Source organism: Streptomyces sp. 3-6 (genome assembly GCF_056323165.1).
The window spans coordinates 104,836-117,971 of sequence record NZ_JBWHZP010000016.1 but is presented as its reverse complement, the minus strand read 5'-3'; the positions used below and the strand labels follow the sequence as shown (position 1 = coordinate 117,971).

Here is a 13,136-nt window from a genome sequence, read left to right as displayed (position 1 = left end):
CGACACTGAGTAGTGGACCGTCCCTGACCGGGCGGGCCACCGACCACCACGATGAACGACGAGGTACCGACTTCATGAACGACCACATCCAGCCCGACGGCTCGGACGCCCACGACGGCGCGCCCGAGCACGACCACGGGGCTCTCGGCGACGCCGAGTACGCGGAGTTCATGGAGCTCGCCGCGGAGGAGGGCTTCGACCTCGAGGACGTCGAGGGCGCCATCGAGGCCGCCGGACACGGCCCGCTCCCCGTGCTCGCCGTCGTCGGCCGCCCCAATGTCGGCAAGTCGACCCTGGTGAACCGCATCATCGGCCGCCGCGAGGCGGTCGTCGAGGACAAGCCCGGCGTCACCCGGGACCGCGTCACCTACGAGGCCGAATGGGCCGGCCGCCGCTTCAAGGTCGTCGACACCGGCGGCTGGGAGCAGGACGTCCTCGGCATCGACGCCTCCGTCGCCGCCCAGGCCGAGTACGCCATCGAGGCCGCCGACGCGGTGGTCTTCGTGGTGGACGCCAAGGTCGGCGCCACCGACACCGACGAGGCCGTCGTCCGGCTGCTGCGCAAGGCCGGCAAGCCGGTCGTGCTGTGCGCCAACAAGGTCGACGGCCCGAGCGGCGAGGCCGACGCCTCTTATCTGTGGTCCCTCGGCCTCGGCGAGCCCCACCCGGTGTCCGCCCTGCACGGCCGCGGCACCGGCGACATGCTGGACCAGGTCCTTCAGGCGCTGCCGGAGGCGCCCGCGCAGACCTTCGGCACCGCCGTGGGCGGCCCCCGCCGGGTCGCCCTGATCGGCCGTCCGAACGTGGGCAAGTCCTCGCTGCTGAACAAGGTCGCCGGCGAGGAGCGGGTCGTCGTCAACGAACTCGCGGGCACCACCCGCGACCCCGTCGACGAGCTGATCGAACTGGGCGGCAAGACCTGGAAGTTCGTCGACACCGCGGGCATCCGCAAGCGGGTCCACCTCCAGCAGGGCGCCGACTACTACGCCTCGCTGCGCACCGCCGCCGCCGTGGAGAAGGCGGAGGTCGCCGTCGTCCTCATCGACGCGGCCGACTCCATCTCGGTCCAGGACCAGCGGATCGTCACCATGGCCGTCGAGGCGGGCCGCGCGCTCGTCCTGGCGTTCAACAAGTGGGACACCCTCGACGAGGAGCGCCGCTACTACCTGGAGCGGGAGATCGAGACCGAACTCGGCCAGGTCGCCTGGGCGCCCCGGGTGAACGTCTCCGCGCGCACCGGGCGCCACATGGAGAAGCTGGTCCCGGCGATCGAGACGGCCCTGGCGGGCTGGGAGACGCGCGTGCCCACCGGCCGGCTCAACGCCTTCCTCGGGGAGCTGGTGGCGGCCCACCCGCACCCGGTGCGGGGCGGCAAGCAGCCGCGCATCCTGTTCGGCACGCAGGCGGGCACCCGGCCGCCGCGGTTCGTGCTGTTCGCCTCCGGCTTCATCGAGGCGGGCTACCGGCGCTTCATCGAGCGCCGGCTGCGCGAGGAGTTCGGCTTCGAGGGCACCCCGATCCACATCTCGGTGCGGGTGCGCGAGAAGCGCGGCCGGAAGAAGTGAGGCGTCCGGCGACGGACCCGCGGACGTGACGAAGGGGCGGCCCCGAGGGACCGCCCCTTCGCCGTGCCGTGGCCGGGTGCCGGCCGTGCTGCGGTCACGCGCCTCTGCGGGGGGCCGGGGGGAGCCCCGCGGGGACGTGCCGCATGCCGCCCGCGGACTGACCGACCGGTCCGACGCGCTGCCACTGCGGCTGCTGCCCCCCGCCCTGCCGGGCGCTGTGCGCACCCGCGCTGTACGCGCTGTACGAGCCGCCGCCCGGGGAACCGCCCGGGGACGCCGGGCCCTGGCCGCCGTACGGGCCGTGCGGGAGGCTCCCGAAGGCGGTGAAGCCCAGCTTCTCCTCGCCGCTGCGGTCACCGGGCAGGGAGCGGAAGGACTTGACGTACTCGGCGTAGAGGGCGTCGTAGATCGGCGTGGCCGAAGGGCCGCTCCGGAAGTCCTGCGCCGGGCGTACGGGGGCGGGGAGAGCGGGGCGGCGGGGAGCGTCGTATGCGTGCACACCTCTCCAAACGACCCGGTGCCGCAAGGGATGCGGGCACCCGCGGCTTTCGCCGCCCGTCCGTGCCGTACCGGTCCGCTCAGGTGCCGGCGAGCGGCAGGGCCGCCGCGACCAGCCGGCCGTTGGCCGCCGCCTTGTCCAGCGCGTCCCGCAGCAGGTCCTCGCGCGGCTGCCGGCCGATGGAGCCCACCGGGGCGGCGAACATCAGGACCTGCTGGTGCTTGTTGGCGGCCGTGCGCCAGCCGTCGGTGACCTGGAGCGGCTGGTGCGCCTGCCACCACGCCACCGGCTGGCCGCCGTTGGGGTTCGGCTGGAGCACGGCGTGCAGCTGGCCCACCGCGAGCAGCACCGACCAGCCGTGCAGCACGTGCGGAGCGGCCGACAGGTCGGCCACCTGCTGGAAGCCCTGCTCGACGAGCAGCGGCAGGAAGTCGTCCCCGGGGCCCAGGGAGCCGGGCCGGGCGACGGGAGCCGTCGGCTCGACGACCAGGGCCGGGTGCAGTTCGCCGGAGATCAGGACCAGCCCGCTGGTCACCCCCAGCACGGCCTGCTCCGGCGTGACCTGCTGCGGGCTCTGGTGCGGGCTCTGCTGCTGGGGTGCGGCGGCGTCGCCGGAGATGGACCGCACGGCGCCGCGCAGCTGCTCCTCGGTGACCTGCACGACCTGGGAGGGCAGACAGGTGGCGTGGGCGAAGGCGAGGACGGCGGTCTCGTCCCCGATGAACAGGACGGTGCTGGTGCGCTCCTGCTCCGGGTCGCCGGGAGTGCGGCAGGACGTGCAGTCGTAGCCGCCCTGGGCGGACTCTCCGGTGAGCAGACGGTCGGCTTCTTCGTCGCCGATCTCGGCGCGTACCTCGTCGCTGACGTCGAGCATGCGCGGCACGGGTGGCTCCCTCGGGATGCGGTGCGTGACCGGGCCGGGTGGCTCCCGGTCCGTGGTCCGGGTGGGTCCCCGGCTCATGCAGAAGACAACGGGCGATCCGTGGCGGGAGTCACGCCTGGGGAGCAATCGAATCCACCCAACCGGCGCGTTCGGACGGGACCCCTCCGGAACGGCTCCCTCATCGTCAACGTCCCAGCGCAGAAGCGCTGTTGCACAGCGGTACCGGCTCGTCGGGCCGGGCCGTGCACGCTCGACAAATCAGGAAATCCACGAATGAAAGGGCGTGGCCGGAAATCGCCGGTACGTGCGGCTGTCGCCCCCGCGTGCTGCCCGGCCGGGGACGCTCCCCTCGGCGTCCGGCCCTCCGCGGCGGACCCTCATTCAGGACGGAACCTGTCCGCAAGGTCCGGCAGACTCCCTTGCATGGTGGAGACCTCGGCACGTCTGCTGCGCCTGCTGTCCCTGCTCCAGACCCACCGGGAGTGGTCCGGCACCGAACTGGCCGGCCGGCTCGGGGTGAGCGCCCGCACCCTGCGCCGCGACGTCGACCGGCTGCGCGGGCTCGGCTACCCCGTCGACGCCAGCCCCGGCACCGGCGGCGGCTACCGGCTGGGCGCCGGGGCCGAACTGCCGCCGCTGCTGCTGGACGACGACGAGGCGGTGGCCGTGGCCGTGGGGCTGCGCACCGCGGCCGGCCGGGGCATCGAGGGCATCGGCGAGACGTCCGTGCGGGCGCTGGCCAAACTGGAGCGGGTCCTGCCGCACCGGCTGCGCCGGCGGGTGGGCACCCTCACCACCTACGTCGTGCCCATGCTGCGCGGCCCGGACGGCGCCACCGTCGACCCGGCCGTCCTGACCGAGCTGGCCCACCTCTGCCGGGACACCGAGCGCCTGCGCTTCGTCTACCGAAACCACGACGGAGCCGAGAGCCGCCGCACCGTCGAGCCGCACCGGCTGGTGTGCTCGGAGAGCCGCTGGTACCTGGTCGCCTTCGACCTCGACCGCGCCGACTGGCGCACCTTCCGCGTGGACCGGATCGACCCCAGGCCGCCGCACGGGCCGCGCTTCGTCCCGCGTGACCCGCCCGCCGACGACCTGGCCGCCTACGTCTCCCGGGGCGTGTCCACCCGCGCGTACGCCACCCACGCGGTGCTCCGGCTGCTGGTGTCCGCCGAGGAGGCGGCCCGGCGGGTCTCCCCGGACGTCGGGACGCTGGAGGCGGAGGGGCCGGACAGCTGCGTCCTGCGCACCGGAGCGGCCGACCTGCAGCTCATGGTGCTGCACCTGCTGATGCTGGGCTTCGAGTTCGAGGTCCTGGAACCGGACGGGCTGACCGAGGCGATCGAAGCGGCCCAGGGTCTGCTCTCCCGCGCCCTCTCCCGGACCGGTGCGGGGGCGGAGCGGTCGGAGCAGGGGTGAAGGCGGGGTGTGGGAGCGGCGGGGCCGGAGTGGCCCTGAAGGCGGGGCGCGGGGGCGGCGTCACGGCCAGGGGCCCTGAACGCGGTGTGAGAGAAACGTGTGCCCCTTGTGCGCGGACATTACGGGCGGGTATTCCGCGGTGCCGCGGTGGGGGCGGCGGAAAGGGCGGCTCGCGCATTCCGCCCGCATTTCCTCCGGGCCGGTCATATCCGGCCGGGGGAGGCCGTCCGGGAATTCGGTTCGCATTTCGAGGAGGAGGGACGGAACCGCCCGTCCGTGTGACGTCCCCGGGCGCAAACGCCCGTCGGGATCTGTGACAGAAGCGTGACCGTCGTGCGGCATCGTCCGGCTGTTCGGGGGACGGACTACCGTGCCGGCGGGGCAGCGCCTAGCGTGACCGTATGGCTTCCCTCCCGACACCTCCCGCGGAACCCGACGACAGCCCGGACGCCTACGTCGGTCTCGACGCCGGCCGGGCCGAGCACCGCGCGCGCGAGCGCGGCTGGTCCACCGTGCGGTCCCTGCCCCCCGGCGCGATCATCACCATGGAGTACCGCGTGGGCCGGCTGAACTTCGAGGTCAGCGGCGGCCGGGTGGCCCGGGCCTGGAAGGGCTGAGGAGCGCCCGCGGACGACGACACGGCCCCGGCCCCCGCGGAAGCGGTGACCGGGGCCGGAGTCCGGGTGCGGCGGCCGGGCGGGCCCTCCGTCAGGGGCGGGTGGCCGACGTGGTGCCGCGCGGGTGCCGCTCCGTGTGCGGGGGCCGTCTGCTCCCCGCCGGGGTGACCGGACTGCGCTCGGCGCGCGTGGTGTGCGGGCCGGGGGCCAGGTAGACGGGCGGCCTGGCCGCCGGGCGGCCCGCCGGGACCGGGTCGGGGACCGCCGGGCCCTCGCGGCCGGGCAGCGGCCTGACCACCACCGCCGGCGGCGTCCTGCTGCCGGCCGGGCGCCGTGCTCCGCGTCCCCAGCGGGCGAACAGACGGTCCCGCCGGTCGAGGATCCAGGCCTCGGCGCGCGCGATCAGCGGCTCGAACCAGGGCAGCGCCAGCAGGATCAGCAGACCCGCGGCCCAGCCGAGCAGGACGTCGCTGAGCCAGTGCGTACCGAGGTAGACGGTCGCCATCCCCACACCGAGCGAGGTCACCGCGGACAGCGCGGACAGCCAGCGCCGGGCTCTGGGGGTGGAGGCCAGATAGGCCAGGATTCCCCAGGTCACCACGGCGTTCGCGGTGTGCCCGCTGGGAAATATGTCGCCGCCGAGCCACATCTCGTTCGAGCCGACCTCGGTCGCGTAGTGCGGCCCGAGCCGCCCCATGCCGTACTTGGCGGCGCCCACGGTGGCGTTGAGCAGCAGCAGGGAGACCCCGAGCGCGAGCAGCGGACGCAGGGTGTGCTGCCGCCAGGAGCGCCAGCCGAGCCAGGCCGCAACCATCACGGCGGTCGGGCCGCGCTGGCCGAGGACGACGTAGTAGTCGACGAAGGGGTGCAGCTCGGGCCACTGTTCGTAGGGGCGGAAGAACATCACCTGCCAGTCCAGCCGGACCAGCCAGGAGGTGATGACGACGGCCCACACGATCGCCAGGTAGAAGGCCAGGGTGGACCCGAAGAGCACCACCCGGTGCCGGCTCATCCGCGGCACGTCGATGTGAGCCGGTCGTTCCGGCTCACGATCCAGCCTCGCGAACACCCGGTCCAGACGGGTGGGCTTCCGTTCGGTACGCACCCGATCGACGTTACAGCGAGTGAGCGCCGAACCCCGTCGAATCAGCGGGGTTGTGATGACGATGTGATGTGGCATTCCTCTCAGGAACGGCTATCCCCGGGCCATGTCCATAATCTGCGAACGCTTCGGGCTTTCTTTTGTCCGATCGTTTCCGAAAGTCGTTCCGACGCGCTTATCAATTCGTTCACGCGGGCCTCGGACGGAATTGCGCCGGAGGTCACGGCCGCCTCCGCGGGGTCACGGAGGCGTCACGGCGGGCCCGAGCCGTTGAGCCAGAAGGCGCCGTACACCGCCGAGACCGCCGCCAGGCCCCCCAGGACCGCCGCCGACCTGGACGGACCCAGCCGGGCCAGGGGCCGGGCGAGCGGCAGCAGCAGGGGGAAGGCGGGCAGCAGCAGACGCGGTTTGGAACCGAAGTAGCTCGACGCGCACAGGGCGAGCGCGGTCACCACTCCGGCGTACACCAGCAGCGCGAGCGGCTGCCGCTGCCGTACGCACACCACGTACAGCCACACCAGGAGGACCACCCCCGCGGCCAGCGCCAGCCCCGCCGGGACCGTGGGGAGGGCGGTGAACTTCCCGCCCACGAAACGGGCGAAGGCGTACCCCCCGTCGAAACCGTTGCGCCAGCCCGCCTGGACGTCGAGATATCCCAGCGGGCCCTTTCCGGTCCGATGCCCCACCCACAGAACGTAACCGGCGGCCCCGAGCGGGGCCACGGCCAGAGCGGACAGCAGCGCCGCCCGCTCCCGGGGGCCCGCGCGGTCCGCCGGGGCCGCCCGCCGGTCCCGCCACAGAGCGGCGCAGCCCGCCGCCCACACCGCCGCCACCACCGCCAGGCCCACCGGCCGGGTCAGCCCGGCGCACGCCGCCAGCAGGCCCGCCGTCACCCAGCGGCCGGTCAGCACCGCGTACAGCGACCAGGCGGCGAGCGCCGTGAACAGGGACTCGCTGTACGCCATCGACTGCACGATCCCGACCGGCAGCGCCGCCCACAGCAGCACCGCGCACACCCCCGCCCGCGCGCCGTACAGCCGGTCCGCCACCGCGAAGATCCCCCCGGCCGCCGCCAGCGACGCCAGCAGGCTCACCAGGAAGCCGCCGTCCGCGTACGACAGCGGGGAGGCGGCCGCCACCAGCCGCTCCAGCCACGGCAGCAGCGGGAAGAAGGCCAGGTTGGAGTGCACGTCCCCGTTGGGCAGCCGCACCTCGTAGCCGTACCCCAGCTCGGCGACCCGGGTGTACCAGAGCGCGTCCCAGCGGGCGGTCAGCAGCGTGTACCAGCTCGTCCCGCGCGCCGCGCTCCACAGGGCCAGCACCAGCAGCCCCAGGGCGCGTACGGCCGCGTACCCCAGCAGTGCCGGGGCCGCCCGGCGCAGCAGGTCCGGGCGGGCCGGCCGGACGCGCGTGTCGAGATCGTTCACGGGCCCGATTATCGACTCCGCGGGGCACCGGGCCGCCCCGCGGAGCGTGAGCACGGCGGGGAGGAGTGGTGTACGCCACACCGATTCGCCGGTGGTGTGAGAGACCCGCCACTCGACCACGCCGCGTCCTCGCGTACGCTGACGTGTCACTCGCCACTCGTTGCGCGGGCCGGGGACCTTCCGCTCCTCCCCGGCCGAGTCACGGGGGAGTCCCCCACCCCGTGTGCCCGCCGAGACGCGAGGGAGCATCTGGGAGGTACGTACATGTCCGGGACGACCACGGCCGCCTCCGTGCTGCGCCGTCGGGCGACCGGGGCCGGCGCCAACCGCTGGCTGGTACTGGTCGTCCTCTGCGTCAGCCTGCTGCTCGTCGCCGTCGACGCCACCGTCCTGCACGTGGCGGTCCCCGCCGTCACCGAGGACCTCCGGCCGGGCGCGATGGAGCTGCTCTGGATCGTCGACGCCTATCCGCTGGTCTGCGCCTCGCTGCTGATCCTGTTCGGCACGCTGGGCGACCGCGTCGGGCGCAGACGCGTCCTCCTGCTCGGCTACGCCCTGTTCGGCGTCGCCTCCGGCATGGCGGCCCTCGCGGACAACGGCCCGGTGCTCATCGCGGCGCGGGCGCTGCTCGGCGTCGGCGGCGCCATGATCATGCCGGCCACGCTGTCCATCCTGCGGCAGGTCTTCCCGGACCGCCGGGAACGGGCGCTCGCCATCGGCGTCTGGAGCGCGGTCGCCGCGGTCGGCGCGGCCGTCGGCCCGCTGCTCGGCGGCTTCCTGCTGGAGCACTTCTGGTGGGGCTCGGTCTTCCTCGTCAACATCCCGCTGATGCTGGTCAGTCTGCCCGTGGGACGCCTCCTGCTGCCCGAGTCCAAGGGCGACGGCACCGGCCCCTGGGACCTGCTCGGCGCGCTGATGGCCGCCGCCGGACTCTTCGCCGTCGTCCTCGGCGTGAAGCGGCTGGGCGCCGCCGAGACGGCCGGGAGCGTGTGGACCGTCCTGCCGCTGCTCGCCGGGGGCGCCCTGCTGGCCGCCTTCGTGCGCCGGCAGCGGCGCCGCACCCACCCCCTGGTCGACCTGCGGATGTTCGCCCGCCCCGCGTTCAGCACGTCCGTGGGCTGCATCGTGCTGGCGATGCTCGCCCTGGTGGGCCTGCAACTGATCGCCGCGCAGTACCTCCAGCTCGTGCTGGGGCTGTCGCCGCTGGAGACCGGGCTGCGGCTGCTGCCGCTGACCTTCGCCGCGATGGGCGCCGGGCTCGCGGGCGCCCGGCTGCTGCGCCGGTTCGGTCCGCGCCGCATGGTCTCGGCGGGCTTCTGCCTGACGGCCGCCGCGGTGGTGCTGCTGACCGCGATGGGCGCGCAGGACAACTGGCCGCTGCTGCTGGCCGGTTTCGTCCTGCTCGGCTGGGGCCTGGAGACGACGCTGTTCGGCGCGTACGAGTCCATGCTGAGCGACGCGCCCGCGGACCGGGCCGGTGGGGCGGCGGCCATCGGCGAGACCTCCTACCAGCTCGGCGCCGGCATCGGCATCGCCCTGCTCGGCAGCGTCATGAACGCCGCCTACGCGCCCGGCCTGACCGGGGTGCCTGGGGTGCCCGCCTCGGCCACCGCGGCGGCCCGGCACTCCCTGGGGGAGGCCTACGAGGTGGCCGCGCAGCTCGGCGGCCCCGCCGGAGTCGCCCTGCGGCAGGCGGCCCGCGAGTCCTTCGTGCACGGGCTGCACGTGACGCTGCTGGTCAGCGCCGGCCTGCTGCTGCTCGGCGCGGTGATGGCGCTCCGGCTGCCCCGGGCGATGCAGTGCGAGGCCGCCGGCACGGAACCGTCCGGCGCGGGCGTGCCCGGCGGGGAGACGCCGGCGCCGGCCGTGCCCGCGCCCCGGGAGGCCGCGACCGCCCCGTTCAACGGCCTGAAGGTGTGAGCGGTGGGCACCGGGCCGGGGTGGACGCGCGCGGGAGCGCGTCGTAACGTCGCCCCGAGCCGTGATCGCACGGCAGGCCGACCGTCCCCGGAGGGTGTTCCCGTGTCCGCGTCCGCGAAGTTGCCGCCCTTCGACCCCGCCGACCCCCTCGGGCTCGACGATCTGCTGGAGCCGGAGGACCTCGCCGTCCGGGACACCGTGCGGAGCTGGGCCGCGGACCGGGTGCTGCCGCACATCGCCGACTGGTACGAGAAGGGCGAGCTGCCCGGCATCCGGGAACTGGCCCGCGAACTGGGCGGGATCGGCGCGCTGGGCATGTCCCTCGACGGCTACGGGTGCGCGGGCGCGAGCGCCGTCCAGTACGGACTGGCCTGCCTGGAGCTGGAGGCGGCCGACTCCGGGATCCGCTCGCTGGTCTCCGTGCAGGGCTCCCTGGCCATGTACGCCATCCACCGGTTCGGCAGCGAGGAGCAGAAGCGGCGCTGGCTGCCGTCGATGGCGGCCGGCGAGACCATCGGCTGCTTCGGCCTCACCGAGCCCGACCACGGCTCCGACCCCGCCGCCATGCGCACCTACGCCAAGCGCGACGGCGGCGACTGGCGGCTCACCGGGCGCAAGATGTGGATCACCAACGGGTCCGTGGCCGGGGTCGCCGTGGTGTGGGCCCAGACCGAGGAAGGCATCCGGGGCTTCGCCGTGCCGACCGACAGCCCCGGGTTCTCGGCGCCCGAGATCAAGCACAAGTGGTCGCTGCGCGCCTCCGTCACCAGCGAACTCGTCCTGGACGACGTGCGACTGCCCGCCGACGCCGTGCTGCCCGGGGTGACCGGACTGCGCGGCCCGCTCAGCTGCCTCTCCCACGCCCGGTACGGGATCGTGTGGGGCGCCATGGGCGCGGCGCGCAGCTGCTTCGAGACCGCCGTGGACTACGCGACGTCGCGGGAGCAGTTCGGGCGGCTCATCGGCGGGTTCCAGCTGACGCAGGCCAAGCTCGCCGACATGGCGGTCGAACTGCACAAGGGGATTCTGCTCGCCCACCACCTGGGGCGGCGCATGGACGCCGGCCGGCTCCGTCCGGAGCAGGTCAGTTTCGGCAAGCTGAACAACGTCCGCGAGGCCATCGACATCTGCCGGACGGCCCGCACGATCCTCGGTGCCAACGGGATCTCGCTCGAGTACCCGGTCATGCGGCACGCGACGAACCTCGAATCGGTGCTCACCTACGAGGGCACCGTCGAGATGCACCAGCTCGTGCTGGGCAAGGCGCTCACCGGGCTCGACGCCTTCCGGTGATCCCGCGTCCGGCGGTGGGGCCCGACGGCGGCGCCGGTGAGCGGCCCTGCCTCAGCTCTGGTTGTAGAAGCCGTCCGAGCGGTGGGCGGCGGGTTCCCCGCTCAGCACCTCGGTGTCGGCCGGGCTCAGCAGGAACACCCGGTGGGACACCCGCTCGATGGACCCGCGCAGACCGAAGATCAGCCCGGCGGCGAAGTCCACCACGCGCTTGGCGTCGGAGGCGTCCATGGCGGTGAGGTTGATGATGACGGGAACGCCGTCGCGGAACAGCTCGCCGATGGCGCGGGCGTCCCGGAAGCTGTCCGGGGTGACCGTGCCGATGCGGCGGCCCTTCTCCTCGGCCACGTCGGCGGCCACCTTCACCCGCGGATCGGTGACCCAGGCGTCCCCGGAGTCGTTTCCGTCGGAGTAGTCGTCGTCGTAGTAACGCTCGTCTTCGTTGTCGTCGACGAGGCCGAGCCAGGCACTCGCCTTGCGTACCGATCCCATGGACGCCTCCTCTCACAGCGGTCTTTCTTGCTTTCCGCATCCCTATGGTCATCCATGATGCGGATGGCGCGCCAAGTGGATAGACGCCGCGCGGGGGGTTTGTGACGGTACTGGTGCACAGCGAATCCGTCGAGAGTCCGTGTTTCCCAAGGGTCTTGATGTAAACGGCTGCTGACTGTGAGTGAAATAATATTCTTCGCGGCGTACGGGTGAGCGGCGGCGCGTCAGGGTGAAAGACACCGCCGGTCGGCGGCCCGATACGATGCCGCCGCTCATCTTGTACGACTCACGGGGGATGTCGTGTTCGGAATCGTCAGGCCCTGCCGGCATCGGCTGGGCGAGAAGCTCACCGCCCAGTGGATGGCGCACCTGTGCGGGCTCTGTCTCGCGCTCCGCAAGGACCACGGACAGTTCGCCCGCGTCGTCACCAACTACGACGGTCTGCTCGTCTCGGTCCTGACGGAGGCTCAGTCGGAGCGCGCCGGCACGGGACGGCGCACGGCGGGGCCCTGCCCGCTGCGCGGCATGCGCACCGCCTCCGTCGCCCACGGTGAGGGCGCCCGGCTGGCGGCGGCCGTCTCGCTCGTGCTCGCCTCGGCCAAGGTGCGCGACCACGTCGACGACGGGGACGGGCTGCTGGCCCGCCGTCCGGTGGCGCTCGCCGCCCGCCGGGTCGCGGCGGGCTGGGACCGCGCCGGGGCGCGCTCCGGCGCGGACGTCGGCTTCGACACGGCCGTTCTCGTCGACGCCGTCGACCGGCAGACCGGCATCGAGGCGCTCGCCGGGCCCGGCACGCCGGTCCTCACCGTCACCGAACCCACCGAGACCGCCACCGCGGCGGCCTTCGCGCACACCGCGGTACTCGCCGGCCGGCCGCACAACGCCGCGCCGCTCGCCGAGGCCGGACGCCTCTTCGGGCGGCTCGCCCACCTCCTCGACGCCGTCGAGGACCGGGAGGCCGACACCGCCTCGGGCGCCTGGAACCCGCTCACCGCCACCGGCACCCCGCTGCCGGAGGCGCGCCGGCTCGCCGACGACGCGGTGCACGGCATCCGTCTCGCGCTGGCCGAGGTCGACTGGGGATCCGGGCCGGACGGGAAGGGCGGCGGCCGCCTCGTGCACCGGCTCCTGGTGCACGAACTGCCGCGCTCCGTCGACCGGGCCTTCGGGGCCGGCACCGCCGCGCACGGCTCCCACCCCTACGCCCCGCCGGGCGGCCCGGCCGGCCCCGGCGCCCCGCCGCCGCCCCGGCCGCCGCGCCGGCGCGGTCTGCTCGCGGGGTGCGCGGTGTGGGCGGGGCTCGCCTGCACCTGCCAGCTGTGCTGCGGCAGTTACCACGACCCGTGGAGCGGCGAGCACAAGGAGGGCGTCTGCTCGCGGTACGACTGCAGCGGGTGCGGCGACTGCTGCAACTGCTGCGAGTGCTGCAACTGTTGCAACTGCTGCGGTGAGGACGGCGGCTGCGACTGCGGCTGCGACTGCTGACCGGGCGGGAGGGCGCGCGGGAGGAGCGCGCGAGAGCGGGCGCGGAGGTGGACGCGGGCCGGACGGTCGTGCGGGGGCCGGGGTGGTGCACCCCGAGTGGAGCCCGGGGCGGTGCATGCCTCGTGCGCCCGCGCGGTCCTGAACGGCGGTCACGAACGGTCACGAGCGGTCGCGTGCGCCGGTGTCGCTGGGCGCGGGTGGGCGTGCGGGTGGGGATGGGCGCGCGGGCGGGGGTGGCGCGCTTCGGGTGGCCGGGTCTCGGGCCCCCGAGGCGCCGCGTCCCTCGGCGGTCGCGCGGACGGGGGAGGGGATGCGCGCCTCCGGCGGTCGCGTCGACCGGTCCTGTGCCTCAAGGGGCGCGCGGGCCGTGCTTCCGGTGGTCGCGCGGGCCGGGGTTTCTCGTGCTTCCGGTGGTCGCGCGGGCCGGGGTTTCTCGT

At 74.1% G+C, this 13,136-nt stretch carries 11 protein-coding genes; 6 read left to right on the top strand and 5 right to left on the bottom strand.

Features of this window, described 5'->3' with window-relative positions; all coding sequences use genetic code 11:
* Positions 1 to 74 precede the first annotated feature (74 nt).
* Positions 75 to 1,565: a ribosome biogenesis GTPase Der gene (gene der, locus AC02VZ_RS20805; RefSeq protein WP_432056707.1), complete on the top strand. Its 1,491-nt coding sequence runs from the start codon at positions 75 to 77 to the stop codon at positions 1,563 to 1,565.
* A gap of 94 nt (positions 1,566 to 1,659) precedes the next feature.
* On the opposite strand, the gene AC02VZ_RS20800 is transcribed toward der, so the two are convergent.
* Together AC02VZ_RS20800 and AC02VZ_RS20795 are read right to left on the bottom strand one after the other, a co-directional pair.
* Entirely contained in the window at positions 1,660 to 2,064 is a 405-nt protein-coding gene (locus AC02VZ_RS20800; protein ID WP_476476083.1) for a hypothetical protein, read from the bottom strand.
* A 79-nt stretch (positions 2,065 to 2,143) separates the two neighbouring features.
* Positions 2,144 to 2,947, bottom strand: coding sequence for a hypothetical protein (locus tag AC02VZ_RS20795; RefSeq protein ID WP_476476082.1), 804 nt, complete (start codon positions 2,945 to 2,947; stop codon positions 2,144 to 2,146).
* 423 nt (positions 2,948 to 3,370) lie between these two features.
* Between AC02VZ_RS20795 and AC02VZ_RS20790 the strand changes: the two genes are divergently transcribed.
* Both AC02VZ_RS20790 and AC02VZ_RS20785 read left to right on the top strand, forming a co-directional pair.
* Entirely contained in the window at positions 3,371 to 4,366 is a 996-nt protein-coding gene (locus AC02VZ_RS20790; protein ID WP_476476081.1) for a helix-turn-helix transcriptional regulator, read from the top strand.
* Positions 4,367 to 4,767: 401 nt separating this feature from the next.
* Positions 4,768 to 4,983 carry an I78 family peptidase inhibitor gene (locus tag AC02VZ_RS20785; RefSeq protein ID WP_432056703.1) on the top strand — a complete coding sequence of 72 codons (216 nt, stop codon included), beginning with the start codon at positions 4,768 to 4,770 and terminating at the stop codon, positions 4,981 to 4,983.
* A gap of 91 nt (positions 4,984 to 5,074) precedes the next feature.
* On the opposite strand, the gene AC02VZ_RS20780 is transcribed toward AC02VZ_RS20785, so the two are convergent.
* Together AC02VZ_RS20780 and AC02VZ_RS20775 are read right to left on the bottom strand one after the other, a co-directional pair.
* Complete coding sequence (locus tag AC02VZ_RS20780; RefSeq protein ID WP_432056702.1) at positions 5,075 to 6,088, bottom strand: phosphatase PAP2 family protein; 1,014 nt, start codon at positions 6,086 to 6,088, stop codon at positions 5,075 to 5,077.
* Between the two features lie 248 nt (positions 6,089 to 6,336).
* Positions 6,337 to 7,512, bottom strand: a complete 1,176-nt coding sequence (locus AC02VZ_RS20775; RefSeq protein WP_432056701.1) for a mannosyltransferase family protein — start codon at positions 7,510 to 7,512, stop codon at positions 6,337 to 6,339.
* A gap of 264 nt (positions 7,513 to 7,776) precedes the next feature.
* On the opposite strand from AC02VZ_RS20775, the gene AC02VZ_RS20770 reads away from it, so the two are divergent.
* Positions 7,777 to 9,432 (top strand): MFS transporter, encoded by a 1,656-nt coding sequence (locus AC02VZ_RS20770; protein ID WP_432056700.1) that lies wholly within the window; start codon positions 7,777 to 7,779, stop codon positions 9,430 to 9,432.
* Between the two features lie 102 nt (positions 9,433 to 9,534).
* Positions 9,535 to 10,725 carry an acyl-CoA dehydrogenase family protein gene (locus tag AC02VZ_RS20765; protein ID WP_432056699.1) on the top strand — a complete coding sequence of 397 codons (1,191 nt, stop codon included), beginning with the start codon at positions 9,535 to 9,537 and terminating at the stop codon, positions 10,723 to 10,725.
* Positions 10,726 to 10,776: 51 nt separating this feature from the next.
* Here the strand turns inward: AC02VZ_RS20765 and AC02VZ_RS20760 are convergent, their stop codons facing one another.
* Positions 10,777 to 11,214 carry a cell division protein SepF gene (locus tag AC02VZ_RS20760; protein WP_432056698.1) on the bottom strand — a complete coding sequence of 146 codons (438 nt, stop codon included), beginning with the start codon at positions 11,212 to 11,214 and terminating at the stop codon, positions 10,777 to 10,779.
* A 300-nt stretch (positions 11,215 to 11,514) separates the two neighbouring features.
* On the opposite strand from AC02VZ_RS20760, the gene AC02VZ_RS20755 reads away from it, so the two are divergent.
* Positions 11,515 to 12,699 carry a DUF5685 family protein gene (locus AC02VZ_RS20755; protein ID WP_432056697.1) on the top strand — a complete coding sequence of 395 codons (1,185 nt, stop codon included), beginning with the start codon at positions 11,515 to 11,517 and terminating at the stop codon, positions 12,697 to 12,699.
* Positions 12,700 to 13,136 lie beyond the last annotated feature (437 nt).